The 20,082-nt window shown below is 60.0% G+C and carries 18 protein-coding genes and 1 pseudogene; 9 read left to right on the top strand and 10 right to left on the bottom strand.

Annotation, left to right across the window (positions count from 1 at the left end):
* On the top strand, positions 1 to 220 hold a 220-nt coding region (locus ACSGDB_RS01230; RefSeq protein WP_434992161.1), incomplete at its 5' end, for a transposase.
* Here ACSGDB_RS01230 and ACSGDB_RS01225 read toward each other — a convergent pair.
* Together ACSGDB_RS01225 and ACSGDB_RS01220 are read right to left on the bottom strand one after the other, a co-directional pair.
* Positions 188 to 1,045, bottom strand: a complete 858-nt coding sequence (locus tag ACSGDB_RS01225) for an ATP-binding protein (protein ID WP_434992159.1) — start codon at positions 1,043 to 1,045, stop codon at positions 188 to 190. The two genes, ACSGDB_RS01230 and ACSGDB_RS01225, sit on opposite strands and share 33 nt — an antisense overlap.
* Positions 1,046 to 1,110: 65 nt before the next feature.
* The gene (locus ACSGDB_RS01220; RefSeq protein WP_434992158.1) at positions 1,111 to 2,121 is read right to left on the bottom strand and encodes a DNA cytosine methyltransferase; all 1,011 of its coding nucleotides are present in this window, start codon (positions 2,119 to 2,121) and stop codon (positions 1,111 to 1,113) included.
* A gap of 990 nt (positions 2,122 to 3,111) precedes the next feature.
* Between ACSGDB_RS01220 and ACSGDB_RS01215 the strand changes: the two genes are divergently transcribed.
* The 5 genes from ACSGDB_RS01215 to ACSGDB_RS01195 all read left to right on the top strand — a co-directional run bounded on the left by ACSGDB_RS01215 (position 3,112) and on the right by ACSGDB_RS01195 (position 12,276).
* The gene (locus ACSGDB_RS01215) at positions 3,112 to 4,533 is read left to right on the top strand and encodes a hypothetical protein (RefSeq protein ID WP_434992157.1); all 1,422 of its coding nucleotides are present in this window, start codon (positions 3,112 to 3,114) and stop codon (positions 4,531 to 4,533) included.
* Between the two features lies 1 nt (position 4,534).
* Positions 4,535 to 6,322, top strand: a complete 1,788-nt coding sequence (locus ACSGDB_RS01210) for a DEAD/DEAH box helicase (RefSeq protein WP_434992155.1) — start codon at positions 4,535 to 4,537, stop codon at positions 6,320 to 6,322.
* Positions 6,319 to 7,278 carry a protein NO VEIN domain-containing protein gene (locus ACSGDB_RS01205; RefSeq protein ID WP_434992153.1) on the top strand — a complete coding sequence of 320 codons (960 nt, stop codon included), beginning with the start codon at positions 6,319 to 6,321 and terminating at the stop codon, positions 7,276 to 7,278. Before ACSGDB_RS01210 ends, ACSGDB_RS01205 begins: the two co-directional genes overlap by 4 nt.
* A 718-nt stretch (positions 7,279 to 7,996) precedes the next feature.
* Positions 7,997 to 9,997 (top strand): hypothetical protein, encoded by a 2,001-nt coding sequence (locus tag ACSGDB_RS01200; protein WP_434992152.1) that lies wholly within the window; start codon positions 7,997 to 7,999, stop codon positions 9,995 to 9,997.
* A 446-nt stretch (positions 9,998 to 10,443) separates the two neighbouring features.
* On the top strand, positions 10,444 to 12,276 hold the full coding sequence (locus tag ACSGDB_RS01195; RefSeq protein ID WP_434992151.1) for a hybrid sensor histidine kinase/response regulator transcription factor: 1,833 nt from the start codon (positions 10,444 to 10,446) through the stop codon (positions 12,274 to 12,276).
* 48 nt (positions 12,277 to 12,324) lie between these two features.
* On the opposite strand, the gene ACSGDB_RS01190 is transcribed toward ACSGDB_RS01195, so the two are convergent.
* From ACSGDB_RS01190 to ACSGDB_RS01180, 3 genes are all read right to left on the bottom strand, one after another.
* Positions 12,325 to 13,116 carry an alpha/beta fold hydrolase gene (locus ACSGDB_RS01190; protein ID WP_434992149.1) on the bottom strand — a complete coding sequence of 264 codons (792 nt, stop codon included), beginning with the start codon at positions 13,114 to 13,116 and terminating at the stop codon, positions 12,325 to 12,327.
* A 311-nt stretch (positions 13,117 to 13,427) separates the two neighbouring features.
* Positions 13,428 to 13,982, bottom strand: coding sequence for a hypothetical protein (locus ACSGDB_RS01185; protein ID WP_434992147.1), 555 nt, complete (start codon positions 13,980 to 13,982; stop codon positions 13,428 to 13,430).
* 69 nt (positions 13,983 to 14,051) lie between these two features.
* Positions 14,052 to 14,516, bottom strand: a complete 465-nt coding sequence (locus tag ACSGDB_RS01180) for a hypothetical protein (protein ID WP_434992146.1) — start codon at positions 14,514 to 14,516, stop codon at positions 14,052 to 14,054.
* Positions 14,517 to 14,613: 97 nt separating this feature from the next.
* Between ACSGDB_RS01180 and ACSGDB_RS01175 the strand changes: the two are divergent.
* Positions 14,614 to 14,733 (top strand): annotated as a pseudogene (locus ACSGDB_RS01175) (IS30 family transposase); the annotation flags it as partial.
* Here the strand turns inward: ACSGDB_RS01175 and ACSGDB_RS01170 are convergent.
* The 4 genes from ACSGDB_RS01170 to ACSGDB_RS01155 form a co-directional block, all read right to left on the bottom strand.
* Positions 14,705 to 15,136, bottom strand: a complete 432-nt coding sequence (locus ACSGDB_RS01170; RefSeq protein WP_434992177.1) for a hypothetical protein — start codon at positions 15,134 to 15,136, stop codon at positions 14,705 to 14,707. The pseudogene ACSGDB_RS01175 and the gene ACSGDB_RS01170 sit on opposite strands and share 29 nt — an antisense overlap.
* A gap of 2 nt (positions 15,137 to 15,138) precedes the next feature.
* Positions 15,139 to 16,365, bottom strand: a complete 1,227-nt coding sequence (locus ACSGDB_RS01165; protein WP_434992145.1) for a toxic anion resistance protein — start codon at positions 16,363 to 16,365, stop codon at positions 15,139 to 15,141.
* Positions 16,366 to 16,514: 149 nt separating this feature from the next.
* Complete coding sequence (locus tag ACSGDB_RS01160; RefSeq protein ID WP_434992144.1) at positions 16,515 to 17,483, bottom strand: hypothetical protein; 969 nt, start codon at positions 17,481 to 17,483, stop codon at positions 16,515 to 16,517.
* A 290-nt stretch (positions 17,484 to 17,773) separates the two neighbouring features.
* The gene (locus ACSGDB_RS01155) at positions 17,774 to 18,088 is read right to left on the bottom strand and encodes a recombinase family protein (RefSeq protein ID WP_434992143.1); all 315 of its coding nucleotides are present in this window, start codon (positions 18,086 to 18,088) and stop codon (positions 17,774 to 17,776) included.
* Here ACSGDB_RS01155 and ACSGDB_RS01150 point away from each other — a divergent pair.
* Positions 18,087 to 18,587, top strand: a complete 501-nt coding sequence (locus ACSGDB_RS01150) for an SRPBCC family protein (RefSeq protein ID WP_434992142.1) — start codon at positions 18,087 to 18,089, stop codon at positions 18,585 to 18,587. The genes ACSGDB_RS01155 and ACSGDB_RS01150 overlap by 2 nt on opposite strands.
* A gap of 20 nt (positions 18,588 to 18,607) precedes the next feature.
* Here ACSGDB_RS01150 and ACSGDB_RS01145 read toward each other — a convergent pair whose 3' ends face one another.
* On the bottom strand, positions 18,608 to 19,045 hold the full coding sequence (locus tag ACSGDB_RS01145; protein WP_434992141.1) for a GlcG/HbpS family heme-binding protein: 438 nt from the start codon (positions 19,043 to 19,045) through the stop codon (positions 18,608 to 18,610).
* A gap of 172 nt (positions 19,046 to 19,217) precedes the next feature.
* Here ACSGDB_RS01145 and ACSGDB_RS01140 point away from each other — a divergent pair, with 172 nt between their 5' ends.
* The gene (locus tag ACSGDB_RS01140; protein ID WP_434992139.1) at positions 19,218 to 20,081 is read left to right on the top strand and encodes a class II fructose-bisphosphate aldolase; all 864 of its coding nucleotides are present in this window, start codon (positions 19,218 to 19,220) and stop codon (positions 20,079 to 20,081) included.
* Position 20,082: the final 1 nt, after the last annotated feature.

Here is a 20,082-nt window from a genome sequence, read left to right as displayed (position 1 = left end):
CGCCCACCCCCACTCGCCGTGGGAGCGCGGCACGAACGAGAACACCAACAGGCTGATCCGCGAATACCTACCCAAAGGCGTCGAGATCACCAGCCACCAGCCCTACCTCGACGCCATCGCCGACGAACTCAACGACCGACCGAGAGCCACCCTGGGCTACCTCACACCCCGGGAAGTCTTCACCCGACTACTCACCGACAATGTTGCTTCCACCGGTTGACAACAAGCACTTAGGATCGTCGTCTTTACCCCAGGGAAGACTGTCGTATGAAGAATTGCTCATTTGCTCAACAAGCTTTCCACCGGCTACTTCGCCGATATGGAAAGTAGGCGGAGCCTCATCAGTTCGACGGATCCTGCGCCATCTTCCACGACTGGAAAGCGTCGAGATTGTGCTGTCCTTCAGATCCGAGAGTATAATTGTCGTCCCGCTGGCCTGCACATCCGCCGCTGGTACCTGCCATATCGAAACGCGTCCGGCCTCGTAGGTCGTCGCGGCTGAGCTATTGTCTCCTTCTTCTTCGAATGGCTTTAGTCGAACTACTGCAATTGTACGCCATTCATCGCCCTTAGTTTTGGTTACGATCTGGAAGCTGTGAGTAAGTTGAGAAACCGAAAATAGGCCAATGCCGATTCGTCCAATGAGGCGACGACCTCCTGGGCTCAGAAACCTATTTTCTCGATCTGTAACATTCAGGTGCTTGCCCCGGTCAGACCGCTTTGCACTACCACCGATGTGATTAATGAGATGTGCGAGCACATCGGGTGTCATGCCATTTCCGTTGTCGGTCACCGTAATCCGTGAGAAGCGAGGCCTATCAGTTTGAATCGTAACTTCCGTAGCATCGGCGTCATAGGCGTTGGATATTAGCTCGCGTAGGGCACTCGATGGTTCCCGGTAAATTCCATCGGTGACTCGGGCGAGAACTTTCTCATCCGTTCGTAGCGTTGCGTGCGCGACCTGCCCGCCTCTACTCGCGGAAATCCGAGTAGCTAGGGTCGTCGCCTCGGCGCTCGAGTCGTTCGCGTGCGGATTCTGTTCCATTTTTCCCTACCAACCACTGGTTGGATTCATCGATGAAAGTTTGCTGAGCAGGGTAGGTGTGCAGTTTAGCTTACGGCTTCTAAGTAACGGTCAATTGGGTCGATGCCGATTCGACTTGCCGTGTTCGTGGCTCCGAGAGCATGCGCGATGGAACTTCCTATGGCGAACGCGACGGGTGGTGGAAAAGCATTCCCAATCTGGCGATATACCGACGTCTTGCGACCTGCGAACTGCCATTCAGGAGGAAAGCCTTGCACCCAGGCCACCATTTCATTCGTCAGTCGCGGTATGTGATCGATAGGTGTATCGGCTCCAGGGACTTCGTTTGCAATGCCTTTGCCATCGACACCGAGTTGCAGCCAGGCTGCTTTCGCGCGGGTGGGGCCGAGGTCGGCCCCACCGTGCTTCTTTGATCCTCCGACAACGGTCGGAGCGATGTAGTTCGCTCCTGCCGCCCATGCTTCCGCGCCTTCCCAGCCCCCACTCCTCATTAACGGCAGGAGTACGTTGCCGACGGTAGGAGGCGTGCCCTGTGTGGAGGGCCAGGAGAATTTTCTGAACTTCCGCCGTTTCATAGCCACAAGGATGAATCGCGGGCGCAGCTGGGGGACGCCGAACTCACTTGAGTTGAACAACCGCCAGTCAGAGTCGTAACCGAGCTTGTCGAGAGCCTCAAGGATGGAGTGACGGTACGGCGTGAATCGAGCGGATGCCAACCCCTTCACGTTCTCGAGAAGCACGGCGCTCGGTGAGGCTTCTCGCACGAGACGAAGCGCCTCGGGGAAGAGGTCGCGTTCGTCATCGGCGCCCAGCTGCTTGCCGGCGATGCTGAACGGAGGGCACGGCACCCCACCAGCTAGGAGATCGACGCCGCGATAACTCCTGCCACTGACCTCCCGAACATCACCGTGATGCACGTCCCATTCCGGCCGATTCAGTCGAAGAGTCGCCGCCGCGTCCGTATCGATTTCAACGGCAAGAGAGTGCCCAAACCCTGCCTTTTCGAGACCAACGGACTGACCTCCCGCTCCCGCGCAGATCTCGAGCACGGTGAGTGGTGAAGAGGTGTCTTTCATGTGGTTCATCATCTCATTTCAAGCCGGGTGGTCTTGGCCAGCCCACACGGATCCGTGATGATCGAGGGAGCGCCGCGCACTCAGGGCAAGATCAGAAGACGGTAGTCACGCAGGTTTGGGGGCCCCTTTTATGCTCGGCGTCGAAATCGCCACTGCCAGCTTCAGTGCTTGGCTGACGTCGGGGGTCTTCAGTGGGTGGACGTTAGGCGGGCCAGGAGATCATTGCGCTCCGCCTTCGGTAGCAGCCTTACGACAGCCCAAGCCCTATCGAGGAGCTGTGGCGTCCTGTAACCAGCCTGTATCCAACGGGCGAGCAACATCGTGTCTGCAGCACCAAGTCGAGAAGCGATTTCGTAAGCCACCTCGCTAGATTCACTTCCGCTAAGCGGATTTCGACACCGTCCACATGTAGTCGTATATCGTCCCGCCGTGCCAGCTGAGGCACACCATGTGACGGTCAATTGCCCGGAACGAGAAGGGTCGTCGCTGTACGTTTCTCCAGCACCTATGCCGCAGAACGCGCAGGCGAAGTTGTCGCTAGCAAGAGCTTCTCGGCGCTCTCGATCGCTAGCGCTGCGCGTGACACTTGACCTGTAGCTGGGGTCCCATACATGGCCGCCTATCTTTACGAGCCGAAGTTCGTCTACAGCTAGTGACCGTTCCTGCATGTACGTGGATAGGATCCATCCGTCCTTCCTCAGATCCCGCATGCGACGGTCAATCTGCTCCACCCCGGGGAAGGCCTCTCTGAGCTGCGCTTTGGTGAACACACCGCCTTCACCTACCTGAGTAGCCAGCCACATGGCCGCCCGGGTGCGTGTCCCGGCATTGCTCGTTTTCCAGTCCGGAAGATCCATGGTGCTGATTATTTACTACGCGAGGCGTTGTGGACAACGCAAGACACGTTGGGTTCTCGTAGCTTCGCCTGGAGGGTTGACGAGGGAAGAGACGTAGTATGCAGTCAGGGTATTTCCAATGAGGGAGACAGCAGTGAGCAATGTGCCAGCGCGCACGCAGGACAACAAAGCCATCATCGAGGAGAGGCTGGCAGCAAGCCGCTCTGCAGAGGGAGTCCAAGAGACTGTCTCAATCGAATGGCGCGGTACCTCGATGCATCTGCCAGTTATCTCAATGCCCTTGGAGATCTTGTACTACAATCCCGCGACACATCGCATACGGGCTCAGCGAAGCATTGACAGCGCCAAAGACGAGGACTTGGACCGTGATCCATATGGCGATCTCGGTCAAACCTACCTTCATCAGCTCCTAAAGGGTGATCCTACGGACCCTGAGTCTGTCGACCCTGCCTTCGAGGCACTCAAAGAAGACCTGAAGGTGCACGGTCAAAGCGATCCGGGAATCATCACTCGAAGCGGAGTTTTGATCAACGGCAATACTCGCCGTGCTGCTCTGTCGGAGCTTAAACAGGAGCACATTCGCGTGGGAGTCCTTCCCCCTGACGCGAGCCTTGACGACCTTCGCTCGATTGAACTCGCTTTACAGCTGCGAAAAGATCACAAGCGCGATTATTCCTTTATGAACTTTTTACTGGCTATCGAGGAACGCATTACTCAAGGGAGGCCGGCTGTTGAAATAACTGCTGATTTCCGCATCAAGCCGAGCACGCTTGAACGGCACTTATGGATCTTGAGCCTTATTCGAGAGGCCATCGACAGAAGTCGGGTCGTCGGTTCGGATGGCCAGCACATTTCTCTTCGTCTGGTGGACTTTGAAGAGCAGCAAGGAAAACTTGAGGAGCTCCATCGAACTTATAAGGCGCTAAAGGTCAAAGCACCGGATGAGGCTGAAGCTCTCCGTGAACAGCGGCTTATGGCTATCGCTCTCAACAAATCCAAAACAGACGTGCGACTAATCGAGTCTGACTTCGTAGACAAATACGCCAAGCCCCTCGTGCCGAAACCCGCAGCAGGCGAAGACGGTACGGTCCGCATCCCTGGTACGCAGCTCTTAACGCCAGGTCCGAGTGCAGTGGTTGAGGCATTGAAGGCGTCAACGACCGCGATACTTCAAGCAAAGTCAAAGACTCAGTCTCATGCAGAAGTGTCTATTGCAGAGCGTTTGGCGGCTCAACAACTAATTACGACGACCAACAGCGCTCTTGATGACGGGTTAGATCTGGCTGGTCGGCAAGGCAGAGTCCTTAAGAGAAAATTGGCAACAGCGGATCGATTGTCCGATGCTAACGACGCCCTTGAGCTGGCATTGGAGGCCGCCGTCGGCGCGAAAGCTACAGGCAACTTCAGCGCGGTGGATTTGGAAGACGAGATTGCAGCCATGCGGCAGAATCTTCACAGACTTGCACAAGTCTTCACCCGTGGCGTCGACGAGCAGACTGATGGCTTGAAATGGCTTCAGGCGATTTCACGCTTGGAAGTCGGGGTGGAAGTATAGAGTGCTTGATCTTCGATTTTCTCTTACAGCGGGGAGAGTTGATCTTTCGAGCGACGAGATCAATGCTCCCGAGCTTCGGATGCTGTCGACACGATTCTCGACCAGCCTAAGCTTGCACAGAACATCCATTACGGTTGAAGTTGACGATTTTCTCGTCAATCTTCGTGAGCTTGCAAGATGGCCACGTGAAGATGGAAACATTCGCTGGGACGCTCGCCTTCTCCGACTTGTTGAAGGGAACGTTCAGGACTCCGAATTGGTCGACGCCTGGCTTGAGGGGAAGGACACTGGGGAGCAAGGAATTCCCGACCTCCCAACCAACTGGGTAGCCCCGCTTACGGAGCACCAGACCCGTGATGTAACCAAGCTGATGGCACTCAACCATGGAGCGAATTTTAGTGTGCCGGGTGCTGGCAAGACCAGGGCGAGTTTGGCTGTGTTCGCGGCTCGTCGGGCCGCTGGATTGGTCGACCGAGTGCTCGTTGTGTCGCCGAAGTCGGCGTTCGAAAGCTGGGAGTATGAAGCTTCGATCTGCTTTAGCGGGCGCCCCACAACAACACATATCTGGACTGGCGGAGTCCCTCCAGATGTAGACATTCTGTTGGTGAATTATGAGCGCCTGCCGATTTCAATATCACCCCTTGTTGCGTGGATGAAAGTTGTACCGAGCCTACTGATTTTGGATGAAGCGCACCGGATGAAACTAGGGGACGCGGGAGCATGGGGACGCGCATGCTTGACTCTTGGTCCGTATGCGACTAGCCGCATGATTCTGACGGGTACCCCTGCTCCGAACGGACCGAAGGACCTGGAAAACCTGTTTTCATTCGTTTGGCCAGGACAGGGTAGAGCGGTAGTCCAACGGGCGGTCGCGCAGGAAGATCTCTCAATCGCGAGCAAAGCGCTCAAGCCACTGTTTACGCGGACGACAAAGTCTGAACTGAACCTGCCGCCGGTTGAAGTATCAATCCGCCGCGTGGAGCTACCACCACTGCACCGAGAGATCTATGACGCCCTTGTGGGGCAGGGAAAGCTAGAGTCAGCTGCTGAGGCGGGTGACATGGCCGCACTAGGCCGGGTCATTCTATATTTGCTGATGGCAGCAACATCTCCTGCGCTTCTCGCCATGGGATCAGACAAGCACGAGGCGCTTCCCTACCGGGTGCCGCCATATCAAGTCCCCGAGAGCACAACCACCATGGAGCTTCTTCGGGACTTGCCGTTGTACGAGCTCAACCCGAAGTACCAGGCAGTGCGTGCCATTGTAGAAGAGAACGCTGCAAAAGGAAGAAAGACGCTAATCTGGTCGACCTTCGTTCGGAACCTTAAGTCTCTTGAAAGAATCCTGGCCGATTTCAATCCAGCTCTGATTCATGGGGGAACTGCCGAAAGGGAAGAGGAGTTGAGGCGCTTCCGGGAGGACCCTTCGTGCGCGGTGCTTCTTTCCAATCCGGCCACGTTAGGCGAAGGCGTGAGTCTTCATCACCAGTGTCATGATGCCGTATACGTTGACCGTGATTTTTCGGCCGGCCGTTTTCTCCAAAGCTTAGATCGCATTCATCGGCTAGGCCTCGCCCAATCTACTCTGACAAAGGTTACGGTATTGTCCGCTTCGGGGACAATCGACGAGGTTGTCGAGGATAGACTTGCCCGGAAGCTTACATTTATGGGGGGTATTCTTGATGATCCGAATGTGCGTGTTCTTGCTGACTTAGAGGAAGATGTCAACGAGAGTGTCGGCATGGATGCGAGGGACGTGGCGGCCCTTACCGCCTATCTCAGTCCATGATTCCCGCAGAGGGGGTTATCGTTGCTGCGGCTCGGTGGGTTGACTTGCTGGGGCGTTCTAGTGAGGCTCAAGCTGCGATCTTTATTCGCTCTAACTCGGAATATGCGGACCTAACACCCACCCAGTACTCCACAGCTTTACAATGGCTGCATTCACTGTCGTGGACTGAGCTGTCAAAAAATGCTGGCGATCGTGTAGGAACACTGAAGAACCTCACGCCGCAGTCGATGAGAGAAAAGCTTCTTACAAGCATCTTAGAATCCGCCGAACCACCATGGCTGGAGGATGCTGACGTATTGGTTCACGGTAGTGACGATCTACCGCAAGACATCGAGCGATGGTCCGAATTGCTCCGGCTCCCAGGCAGCTCGGCGTTGCGCGTCGTCCGCAGAATAGGTGGAAAAATTGACCTAGCTCGGCGTGCAGAAATCGGAGAAGCAGGAGAAATCGCGCTGACTGTACTCCTTGAAGCAAAGTGGCCCGGAGAGATAAAGCGCGTCGCGGCGACCGATGACGGATATGGGTACGACATTTCAGCTTTGGTAAATGACGTTGAGTGGCACCTCGAGGTCAAATCAACTACTCGTAGGGGTAGACTCTCCTTTTTCCTGAGTCGCCACGAGTTCGAAACCGGGTTGTCAGATAAGTACTGGAGGTTGCTCGTTATCGGGCTGGACGACGGTCTGAGGGCCATATGCGTCGCCGAGGTGGACAATGCAGCGCTACGGAAATTCGCTCCGGGTGACCGAGCTACGTCAGCGAGTTGGACAAGCGCGAGGTTTGACCTTGGAAGACATCATCTCAGCCCAGGGCTATTGTTTCTCCCTTGGGATGCTGCTGATAGCGATGCACATAGAGTGCTCACCTCAGGGGTAACAAACCAAAACGCCGACTTCGCCTGGATGCCGGTGGGTGGCGGACAAACAACGGAGCTGGCTATACCTAGCCCTGAATAACTCAAGCAGGGGGTAGGCGCCTTGATTCAGTGCGCTTCAATATCCAACTGCCATCGTTGCGCCTGGCTGAGGTGCGGGTCGACTCGCTTCTGCGAAAGGTCACAATTCTTTGACGTCCAATGTCATTGGACAGTCGAAGAACTCAATGCGGGCTGGGCGGGATCAGCCTGCTGAACGCTACATGTGTTGAAGCGGAGCTTGTTCTGCCTGCCTGGTCGAATCCGCTTGTCTGGTTCCGATCGGGTGGCAGTTGGAAGCCGGACCACTCATCGGCGTGAGCAATGAAGCATCGCAATGATGCCAACTACGCCGGCGGCGGTTTGCTGAATCTTCCCGCGAAGTGCGACGTAAGGATGCCGGGTCGAAGTCGTTGTTCCGCGTTGTTCCCGAAATCTTGACAGATGAGCACTTCGACCCAATGATGATTTAGTCGGCATCAACAGAATCAACGAAGCGCCAAGGGGACGTTGTGAACCATTACACTGCAACACTGAACCGAAGCCAGGGTAGATCGGGGTATTCGGTCATCTTCCGGCACCCCGTGAGGCTTGATCAGGGGACCGGGAGGCCCGGCCGTCGAGTGCGCCGTGGTTTAGGTACCGGGGATTTGGATGAAGCTACTACGCTCGTGGCGCAGCTAAATTCTCTTCTTCAGTCGCCCGAGTTGTGGGAACCGTCTGCCCGCCGCAGTGCCGTCCATCTGATTGATGGACGTGTCTTGGACATTTTCTACGACGGGGTCGAAGCAACGCAGACCGATTTCGCCGCTCTTCGTGAGGCAATGATGCCTCTGCCTTCAAAGGAAGATGGTTATAGGAAGGTCCTCCTGCTCGGTACAACCGGAGCTGGGAAGACTACCGTAGTTCGACAGCTTCTAGGTACTGACCCCGACACTGAACGATTCCCATCCACCTCAACGGCAAAGACCACCGTCGCGGACACCGAGATCATTACTACCACGGATGGCGAGTATATGGCAGCCGTAACCTTCACTCCTCGCGATGAGGTAATCGACTACCTAACCGAAAACGTGTCGGATGCTGCTCTAGCTGTTTTCAATGGGAAGAATGACCAGGAAGTCACTCGCCGACTTCTGGACCACGTCAACCAACGCTTCCGTTTCAGCTACATCCTCGGACGCACGTCCTCGCTAGAGACCGACGATGACGTTGTCGAAGATGATGAGCCCGACCTGATTGATATCGACCCGAAGGACTACGGGGACGTCGACCTAGGGAGCACCAACCAGGTCGTTCTCAATGCTGTGAGGTCCGTGCGGATGGTAGTAGCCCGCCATGCTCAAGCTATTCGCGACGAGTTTCAGGCCGCGACGGAGGACGAGCGCGTCGTTGCTGAATATGTCGAAGAGAACCTAGACACCGAGCTTCGACAGACCGATGAGTTCCACACCATCGTGGATTCGCTCATTGATGAAATTGAAAAGCGCTTCGCCACCCTTGAAGTCGGACACCTGAAAAAAAGTCGTCAGGGTTGGCCGATTAGCTGGTCCTGGATGACTGCAGACCGAGACGCATTCATCAAGGTTGTGACGCGATTTTCAAGTAATTATGCTCCCCTATTCGGTCGATTACTCACTCCACTTGTCAATGGAATTAGGGTCAGCGGACCATTTCATCCCGAGTGGACTGGGCTACCAAGCAGATTGGTGCTCATCGACGGTGAAGGGTTGGGGCATACACCAAAATCTGTGGCGACATTATCGACGCACATCACTTTACAACTTGAGGATGCCGACGCAATCTTACTTGTTGATAACGCAACCCAGCCAATGCAGGCTGCGCCAGTCGCAGCGCTAAAGAGTATCGCCCTATCTGGCAATGCTATGAAGCTGCACTACCTCTTCACGCACTTCGACCAGGTGAAGGGGGACAATTTGCCGACCTTCTCCGCACGAGAGGAGCATGTCCTTGCATCGGTTGAGAACGTGCTTGGTTCAATTGGTGATGACCTCGGGCCGGCGGCGGAGCGCATTCTTCATGCTCGGCTCGAACAAGCCCGGTTTTTCGTCGGCGGCATACATGAGCCCCTTAGCCGCACGAAGAAAGTTGGAGCGCGCTCCATTGAGGAATTTGTGGGGCTCATTCATCTTTTGAGCAACCCCGCCGTAGTTGCAGATGTCGGCCCAAGTCGGCCAGTGTTCGACAGAATGAACCTGTCACTCGCTGTCACCGAGGCGGCAAAAAACTTCCACACTCGCTGGAGGGGGCTTCTGGGGTTAGACGTGAATCCGGAGGCACCAAAGGAACATTGGACGCGGGTCAAGGCTCTCAGCCGACGATTGGTAGACGGGCGAACCGACGAGTACGAAAGTCTGAAGCCGGTGGCCGACCTCCGCAATGCTCTGCAACGGCAGGTGTATCTGATGCTGCAGCAACCCGTCAGGTGGGAGGGAGGAGAGCCCAGCGACGATGAACGTCAAGCGATTATTGATGAAGTCCAAAACGCAGTAACTAAAAGGCTGATGGATCTCACGAGGCAGCGGCTGAAGGAGGACGTACGTCCCGGCTGGCTCGACGCTTACACCTTGCGTGGTCCTGGATCGACATTCGAGCGAGCTCGGGTCATCGCCTACGAGGTTTATGACAGGGGTGCCCCTATCCCCTCGGTAAGTGCCTCCCCAGATCAGAACGGCCTGATGAACGACGTCGCCACCCTAGTCTCTGAAGTAGCGGAAGAGTTTGATGTCGTCTTGTTGTAGACCGGGTTATCAGGCAAGCCCTTCTCTGAGTAGCGGACAGCTCCGAGGGGCAGCGTTGCATGTGGTGGCAGCTAATGGTTGGTGGGCTGAAAGCCAATCGGCGTCAGGGCAGGGGAGGCAGCAGGACTGAGCTGAAGGGAGGGCGGTCCCCAGAGAAGTTGAGCATGTTGAGCATCGACCTACCACGAGGAAGGGAGATGAGTGCCTGAGTTCTGCAAGCACTTGGTGTGATTAGGCTGCGCAAACGCCGGTTCTATACCTTTCATTCTGTACGAGACCTGCTAATTTCGCTGCTTCGCCGCCGAGCAAGATGCGTGAATTCGACCGTTGTGCGATTGAGGAGTGATACTCGCACAGACAGAGGTTCAGTTGCATTTTGCGGCAACCCGCTATCCTGAAGGCCCGTGCGCAGCGTCGCGCCCGGTTGCAGGAGACAGGTGCCGTCCATGCAGCAGCTTCCCACGCCCAGCATCATTCAGAACCAGCACAACCACACCCCGCCGTCACAGCTGGACCGCATCACCGAACTCGCTGGAGACCTCGCCGGGCAGTTCGAGCTGGTGCCACTCCTCGAACGCGTCCTTGGACACGCCGCCGCCCTCCTGGGGTGCGAGAGCGGCTCCATCTCGATCGTCCATGAGGCCGAGGGCTACTACCGCAAGGAAGTGGACCAGGGCGTCGGCTGCCGCGAGGGCCAGACTTTCCCCCTGACCGAGGGGCTCACCGGGCAGATTGTGACGACCCGCGGCACGGTCATCCTCGACCGCTACTCGTCCGTGCCGATGGGCCACATCGACCCGGCAGACCCTCGGTGGGGGAGCGCCGTCATCGGCGTCCCCATCACGTGGGCCGGCACGATCATCGGCACGTTCGCGATCTTCAGTGACGGACCGGGCCGCGTCTTCAGCCTGGCCGACGCCTCCCTCGTGGAACTGTTCGCGAACCACGCCGCCATCGCGATGATGAACTCCCGGCTCCACCAGGCTGCCGCCGCGAAGGAACGCGAAGCCGCTGTCGCCGGCGAACGCGAACGCGCCGTACAGGAGGTCCACGAGACCATTGGCCGGTCCCTGGGCTCGCTCCTGCTGCATCTCGATCGCGCGGACAAGGCGACGCCCGGCGGATCCCCGTCCATCCAGCACATCGACGCCGCGCGGGTCCTCGCCCACGAGGCGCTCTTCGAGACGCGCCGCACGGTGCTGGGCTTCGGTCCCTCCAGCTTGGCCGGTCGCACGCTCGAGGAAGCGGTCCGCCAGGAAGTCGACCGGATCAACGCGAGCTACTCGATCGACGTGACGTTCCTCGTGACCGGTGAGCCCCACGACCTGGCGCCGGCGGTGGCTCACCAGCTCTTCATGATCATTCAGGAGGCGATCGCCAACGTGGTGGTGCATGCACACGCGAGGACGTGCCGGGTGGGCATCTTCTACGACACCACCGGTATCGCCGCCGTCATCGAGGACAACGGCCGTGGGTTCGAGGATCCGGAGACGACGAGTCTGAAGGGCAGCCGGCTCGGGCTGCACGGCATGGCCGCCCGCGCCCACTTCCTGCGCGGCGAGCTCCACGTCGATTCGACGCCGGGCTGGGGCACGAGCGTCCGGGCCGAGGTGCCCTACTCCTCGAACGGCGATGCCTCCCGTGAACGGTGGAAGGTCCTCGTCGCCTGCACCCAGCCCCTGCTGCGGGCCGGACTCGTCCGGCTGCTCGAGACCTCCGAACCGTCCATACAGGTGCTGGGTGAGGTGGGGACGCTTGAGGACCTCACGGAATCTGTCTCCCTGCTGCAGCCGGACATGCTGGTCCTCGACGAGCACCTGCTCGCCGAGTACGCCCATGCCCGGTCGCAGAAAGGTGACACCGTGGAGCGGCCGGTCGTCGCCGTCGTCGACCGCCCCACCGGTGAGCAGTTGGCGGCCGCAGCGTCGTCGGGCGTACGGGGATTCCTCTCCCTCTCCTCCGCACCCGCGGAGGTGGCGCGCGTCGTCGTCGCCGCCGCCCGCGGCGACGCCCTGCTGGATGGCGCGATGTTCACGCGACTCACGGAGACCCGTGCGACGGACGCCGGCGAGGCGAGCCGGTTGACCGCCCGCGAACTCGAGGTCCGGGACCTCCTGGCCGAGGGCCTGGCGGACAAGCAGATCGCCACGCGGCTCGCTATCTCGGTGAAGACGGTCGAGAAGCACGTGAGCGCCATGCTGCGGAAGACCGGGGCACGTAACCGCACCATGCTGGTGGGCCTGCAGCACCAGGGTCAGGCCATCGCGAACTCCAGGTAAGCGGCCGCGCCGCCGGCACGCCTGCCAGGTGTGCGGCTCAGAGGATAGCTAGGAAGACCCAGCCGCGGTGGCGTCGAGGATGAACCGGGCTGTCTCCTGCGGCTGGTCCCAGTGCGGGAAGTGCCCGCAGTCCTCGAAGACGTGCAGGGTGGCGTCCGGATAAAGGGACATGGCGACGGCGGCCTCGCTGAGCGGGGTGACCCTGTCCGCCCGGCCCCAGCCGAACGCCAGCGTGCCCTTGATCGTCCCCTGGGGCGCACCCGCCTGGCGCGGTCCGTGCGCGAGCGACTTGCGCGCTTCGTCAAGACTGGGCGAGGTGGCGAATCCGCGCAGCTCCGTTAGGACGAGGTCCGGGTCGAGCTTCCAGGGAGCGGCGGAGAACTGGGCGAGCAGTGCCGTCCGGCCCGCAGCCTGCTGGACGAGTGACGGCAGGGCGGACTGGATGCGCCGTACCAGCGCGATGGACGCGGTGATGCTGGCGTTGAAGATGCGCACCTGGGTGTCGTTCCAGAATCCTCCGGGATCGAGGGCGACGACGTTGCCGGCGTGACCCCGCCGCGCCAGCTCGACCACGATCCGCGCACCCATCGAGCTTCCGACGAGATCGGCGTCGCGCAGGTTCTCCTGCTCGAGGAACTGTGCGACGGCGTCCGTCAGGGTCGCGATGCTCACCTCGCCCGCGAGCGGCTTGCTGCCGCCGAACCCGGGCAGATCGATGGCGATGACCTCGCGCTGTCCCTGCAGCAGGGGGAGGACGGGGTCCCAGGTGCGGACGCTCGAGCCGAGCCCGTGCACGAGGACGAGGGGCCTTCCGGCGCCGGTTCGTTCGGTGTTCAACATGTATGAGCCCTTCGTTGCCATCGCGAGAGCCCAGTCTAGGGTGTGTCTCCTGACCCTTGGGCGAGAGGCCGATCGCGTGTAGCACGGCGCCGCCCGCCGAGGAATCCCAAGCCGACGGGCAGCCTGAGGTCCAGAATCCATTGGCGTTCCAGCTCGAGGACTTCCTGATGCACAACTGGAACCGCACGGCCTTCGGCCGCGACTACGACACTTCCTCGACCAAGGACGTCGTACACATGTCGGTTGCCGCCAACATCCGCTTCCTGCGTTACCGGGTCGAATTCCACCTGGACGAGCAGCTCACCCTTTGGTCAGTCGCAGTTGTCGCAGAGGTCTGTCGCGGGCAGTTGGAGCCCGCAGGACGCGCAGACCGGGCGCTCCCGCGGCTCGGGCTTGTTCCTCCGGCTGAGGTGGGCCTTGTACTCACGCGTCAGGTTGGGCTGAGCGTTCTCGGGCAAGTCCGGGCAGAACCGCCGGTAGCACTCCAGACGCTCCTCCGCGGCGACGACCTCTAGCTGCTGCAGGTCCTCGATCCGGTCCCGGCCGGAACTGTGCAGGGCCCCTTTGAAGCCGTCTCCGACTCCGCCGTCCGAGGCCCGCACCACAAGGGAGGTCAGCCGCGGGTGGCCGTCGGTCTCACAAATGCGGATCGTTCGGTTCAGCACCCGGGACGCCCAGGTGTTCGCGAGCTGGTCGGAGGGCAGACGCGTGATGGCTGCGACCCGCTCTTTGAGTTCGGCGTAGGTGATGGTCCTGTTGTACTCGCTGGCGACCTCTTGCAATACGCCGACGGCAGCGCGTGCCTCCGTCTCGGTGACAGTGATGGCGACCGTAGTGCCACCCTGTGACTTAGTTACATCAGTCAACGTCGTCTCCGCTCGGTCGGGGTTCTCCCGATAGTTGCGACGGCTGGGCGGTTCCCTTCGCGCGTGACGTCACTCGATACCAAAATCGAATTCACCTTTCTGGTGGTGCCCGAAGCGTTCCCTGAGGAAGTTGCCCGTGCTGGTCAGTTCCGCAGATGTCTGGCGATGGCGGCTGGAATGCAGTGTGTCGGCCTGACGGGACAGGAGTTGAAGCTGCTCGTCGAATTCTTCATTGGCTGTCTTTCCGTTTGGCTGCCGGTTCTCGACCATTGCAGGCGGTATCGCGAGATACCCCCGAAGAACGGCCGGAAGGTACTCGCGGATGATGGCTGACAGCTCGTACTCGAAACGGGCATCCTTCGAAGGCTGTCGTATCTCGGCGTCGATTACCGCGTCCAACGTTTGCGATGTTTCAAGGATGGTGACGTACGCGCCCGACGGGAGCCGGTGCTTGTTCTGCTTGGCATGCGAAGCAATCCAGACCAGATCAGGGGACAAATCACTCTTGGTGTCATAGCGTCGTAGCAACAACATAACTGGATAGAGGGAGTTGCCTGGTGGGGCGCAGAGCATTGACGTTCTCGGATCGGGCGGACATCGCGGTTGGGATCCGAGCGGGTCATTCCGACCGCCCTACCTCGACGCCATCGCCGACGAACTCAACGACCGACCGAGAGCCACCCTGGGCTACCTCACACCCCGGGAAGTCTTCACCCGACTACTCACCGACAATGTTGCTTCCACCGGTTGACAACAAGACTTGCTGACGGGCCGAACGAGGGCGCATATCCCGGCGCGGGCGGAGCCTGCTGGTAGGCGGGTTGGAAGGGCGCGTGCTGCTGGGCTATTACTACCTCGCGCTGGGGCCGGTGATTCTTTCGGGGCAGCCAGAGATCGCGAAGCATGAAGCACCGCACTGCTGCCACTGCCATCGACCCAAGACCCGCTAAAGCCGTCAGGTTATAAAGGGCACTGCCCTCAGGGCCTGTGAGGGAGAAGGCCAAGATGAAGACGCCTGCATAAAGCGCGCCCTCTATCATCACTTTCTTGTTTTTCGCACCTATGCCGATGAGGAGTACGAAAAATGCAACGAAAACAGAAAAGAGGAGGGCCAGTAGTGCCTTGAAAACGTTTCCGGCAGTGAACCGTGACATTGCTAGCCTCTCGGGGGGAAGGTTGCGACGGCATCGGAAGCGTGGCTGCGTTCCAGTTGCAGTCGGGCCCGGTCGACCTGGCCCTGGAGGACCTGCACGGTCTGCTTCATCGACTGCGCTGCTTCAGCCTTGTACCGGTCGACCTCGTCCATGGCCTGAAACACGTTGTCGAAGGCCTGTTGCAGTTTGGCGGGGTCGATGGTCGCTTTCGCTGCGTTCTGGTGTATCGCGGTACCTTGAGTGCGCAGCAGCTCCGAGGTCGAGACGATCATGTCCGCGGTCGTCGAGTTCAGGGCATCGATCTGTGCCAGCACGATCTTCTGCTGTGCCAGCGCCTGCGCAACGATGACAGCAACCCGCAGTGCGGCCAAGGTAGTGCCCAATGCCCGGTCTACGCCTTTGATGAGCTCCGTGTTGTTCTTCTTTACCACGTCAAGAGCGAGATAGCCCTGTATGGATACGGCCATCTGGGTCATCAGATCCTGGTGGCGCTGGCGGACGTAGAAAAGAGCATCCGCTTCGAGGGCGGTCGCGTCGTCCGTTTTCCCCTGGTTGCGCAGTCCCACGACTCGTTCCTCGAGCCCGTTTCCCAGATGGTTGGCGAGTACCGCGTAATTCGCCAGTTGCCCCATGGCTACCCAGAGAGCGTCCCGCTCGGTCTGGATTGCCGCGTTGTCCTGTCGCAGCTCGTCCTGCCCGCCCTTGAGCGCTTTGGTGATGGCATCAAGCTGCGCTTGCGCTGACTCGTACTTCATGAAGTACCGCTCGATCGCGTTGCCTCCAGGCAGGAACCTAAAGATGCGTTTTGTGCCGGCCAGGTCGTGCCGTTTTGGGTCCAGCGCGGTGACGATCTGGCGCAGTTCTACCAGGGTATTTCCTGTGCGCGAGGCAGGGTCAGCTCCCGTGGCGGCGAGGGCGGCTGCTGGCCTGTTCAGCATGCGGTTGGAAGCGGTACCAGCCTGCTGCATCGTGCCTTCACCCAAACGAGTCAGCTGCGCCATTTTCGTCTGGAATTCCGGGCTCTGCAATGGAGTCGCCAACAAGTCATCAAGGAAGTTCTTCGCGGTCTCGGCGTGTTTGCGTTGAGCGTCTGCATCTACCAGAACCATGCCGCCGACCTTCTCCGGTTCATGGATAGCTACCTCCACCACTGGCTTCGGTGGCTCTAACACAAGAGGACTGTCTACTTCTGGATATTGGGCACTACTGAGGTCGAGTGGATTCGACATGACTTACTCCTCGGTCTCCGGAACTAGCTGAATCCTAGCTGGATTAACTAAGTACGGCGCATGGCTAAGGGTTTCGGTTCTGTAGCAACAGGCACCCCATCACCAGTTGTTATTGCCGATAGTGTTGGTACGAGTGCCGTACGGAGGACTCACCCTCCCAGGTATTCACCGGTGATGGGGTCAACTGTGCCAGCTTCGATGCCTTCGCACTGGGACCTGCCTGCGTCCGTTGACGGCTCATAGCGCAGGCAGAAAGCTTCGTAGTACGGCATGCCGTTGTTGAGAGCTGCCAGTGCTTCCTCGTAGGTGAATTTCTCCGCCGAACTTGTATCAGTAGCAGACTTTTCGGTTGGAGTCGGTTGGCTTGGGGAACTGGTGGGTAGGGCAGGTGGGGCTGGGGGACTGGCGGTTGGGACCGGAGGGGCTTTCACTGAGGGCATCGTTCCGCCTGGTTCCATGGCTACTTCCTCGCTGAGGCCGTTGGGCTGGATGGTGATGCCAGTGATTCGTTCAGGTAGTTCGGTCGTGGTGGAAGCAAGCCATCCAGTCGAGACCTCGAGCTTCGAGGCGTTCGTGCCGTTGAGGTACTGGTTGTGGAGGTCGGTGGACTTCCCGCTGAGGTCGTCCCCGACGTCTTCTTCGAGTATTGTGCCGTCGGCCAAGGTGTATCCGTACTGACCTTCGACACCGCCGAGGGCGTCCGTGTAGTTCGGGCCCCAATCGGCGACGTGGTAGACGGATAGGTCTTGGAACTCGTAGGCAGTGCCGTCTTTGTCGTAGACCGTGACGAGGTAGACGGACACATCTTCTGTGCCTTGCCTGTTGTCGATGCCGACTTTGGCGTAGCTGACGGGGTCAATCTTCAGGTCGGTCCGTAGTTGCTCTATCTCGGGTGGTCCGGCTGCGGGGATCTCGACGGTGAGCGTTGCTCCGTAGGAGGTTGTCGCAGTAAAGCTTTGGCCGAGCTCGTATGTCTCCGGGGCGTTTTCTGCCGTAGCCGAAGGCACCGTGCTGCTGACGGTGGTCGGCGCATCATCGCTTGTCGGATCCGACGAACACCCCACAAGCGAAAGAGTGGTGGCTAGGGCGAGTGCGGCCAAAGCGTTGATGCGGTACATGGATTTTCCTCGGTCATGACGGCTGAAGTATTCAGGCTACGTCTAGATTCGAGCTGAGCGGTTCAATCGGGCTGCTGAATTGAGATCCATTATTGAGCGTCCAGGCTGGCTACGCGCCAGTAGAGGGTGGCCCATGATCTGCCGAGGTCACGGGCGACGTGGGACGCGGGTTGCCCTTAGTTGGGGAGTCAGCGGACATTGGCGATCTGGCTGTCGGAAAAGAACGGGCGTTGTCCGTCGAGATCAATTCCTTAGTTCCGTCTCTTGGTGTTGGAGTCATTGATACGTTCTCACTTGATCTCCAGTTTCATTTGGGCGAAGGCTGCCATGACGTTGAAGACCATGGACCCGGTCGATGTGCCGATCTCGACGTTCCCGCCACCAAGGTTTATAGCCCGCGGGTTCACCTTCTGCACGTGAAGCTCGTCGGTCAGGGCGAGCGTGGTCGACGTTGACCGTCCTAGCGGGCCAAGGGTAGTCACGACCGAAGTGCCATGCTCTTGTACTGCCTCGGGTGCGTTGTCGAACTGGAGGCGGCGGACGCAGCCCGGTTCCGCGGTGATGCGGGACCGCTCAGGAGAACGGCTCTGTGAGAATGGGCCCATGAGCCAGACAGAGATCCGCCACCACCAGGAGTCCGTCACGATTCAGGCATCGGCGGAGAGCATCTACGACCTGGTCTCCGACATCACCCGCACCGGTGAGTGGAGCCCGGTCTGTACACGGTGCTGGTGGGAGGACGACGCCGCTGCGGGCCAGATCGGTGCCTGGTTCACCGGGCGCAACGAGCTTCCGCACCGCACCTGGGAGACCAGGTCGCAGGTCGTGGCCGCCGAGCGCGGCCGCGAATTCGCCTGGGTCGTCGGCGGCGACCGGGTCCGCTGGGGCTACACGCTGAGCCCGGCGGAGGACGGGACGGTTCTCAGCGAGTCCTGGGATTTCCTACCGGGCGGCATCGCCCTGTTCGAGGAGAAGTTCGGGGAGGATGCGCCCGCGCAGATCATCGATCGGACCCGGCAGGCGCTCGACGGCATCCCGAAGACGCTCGCCGCCATCAAGCGCATCGCCGAGTCCGGCACGTCACGTGAGGATGACCGGTCCTAGCGCGCTGACCCGCACCAGGGTCAGGCAATCGCGAACTCCAGGTAGGCGGCGGCACCGGCGGAGGCGACTTCCTGGTCCTGCTCGATGGTTCCCGTGGAGACGCCGATCGCGCCGACGATGCTGCCGTCGCGCACCAGCGGGATGCCACCGGGGAACACCACGAGGCGTCCACCGTGGGCGTCGCTCAGCCCGTGGATGGGGCCGTGCGGCCGGGTGACCTCCTGCAGATCGCCGGTCTCGCACTGGAAGGCGATGGCCGTGTAGGCCTTGTTGGTCGCAATGCTGATGCTGCCGATGTTCGCGCCGTCCATGCGCATGTGCGCCTTCAGATTCCCGCCGGCGTCGACCACCGCGATGTCCATGGGCTGGCCGATCTCGGTGGCCTTCGCTGCCGCGGCGTCGATGACGATGCGGGCTTCTGCGGACGTGATGGTCTCGAGTACTGATCCGGGTGTCATGGGTGTCCTTCGTCGTCGAAGTGGGTGGCCGGGCGGCCGCGGCCCACTCAACCACCGGCGTCCGCTGCTGGCGAGGTGGTGATTTCCCCCAGGCCGGGGGAGGGAGAACCCCCATACCCAACGCGGGAGGGCGCCCCTAGCGTGAAGGACAGCCTGACCAGGAGGAATCATTGTGGCCGTTGTACCCCTGAAAGACATCGTCGACCCGGCATTCCAGGCACGCTACGGCGTGCCCGCCATCAACATCTTCAACGACCTCACCATGGAGGGCGTACTCGCCGGCGCGGTGGAGGCCAACTCCCCGGTGATCCTGCAGACCTCGGTGAAGACCGTGCGCAGCATCGGCTCCCGCGTGCTCTTCGACTTGTGGCAGTCCATGACGCGCGGCATCGAGGTGCCCGTCACCCTGCACCTGGACCACTGCCCGGACCGCGACGTCGTCACCGAATGCCTCAAGGCCGGCTGGAACTCCGTGCTGTTCGACGCCTCCAACCTCCCGGTAGAGGAGAACCAGCGACAGACCATCGAGGTGGTCAGGGAGGCCCGCAGCTACGGCGCGCAGGTGGAGGGCGAGATCGAGGCCATCACCGGCGTCGAGGACGACCACGGCTCCGACGAGGTCTCCAAGCAGCAGAGCCTCGACGTGGCGCTCGCGTTCATCGACGCCACCGGGATCGACGTCTTCGCCCCCTCCATCGGCAACGCCCACGGCAGCTACAAGGCCGCCCCGGTGCTCGACGCGGACCGCGTCACCCGGCTCGTCGAGGCCCGCAATGTGCCGATCGCCCTGCACGGCGGCAGCGGGCTGAGCGCCGAGCAGTTCGCCGACCTCATCGCCCGCGGCTGCGCGAAGGTCAACATCTCCACGGCGCTCAAGGAGACGTACATGCAGTCCAGCCTGGCGTTCCTCAAGCAGGCCGAGCAGAACAACAAGTGGGATCCGCCGTCGCTGTTCAAGCACACGCGGGCCGACGTCGTAACCCTCACCACGGATCTCTGCACGCAGTTCGGCAGCGCCGGCAAGGGTGGCCGCTGAG

Source organism: Arthrobacter sp. Ld5 (assembly GCF_051172775.1).
Classification (GTDB): Bacteria; Actinomycetota; Actinomycetes; order Actinomycetales; family Micrococcaceae; genus Arthrobacter_D.
This window is presented reverse-complemented; position numbering and strand designations above follow the sequence as displayed.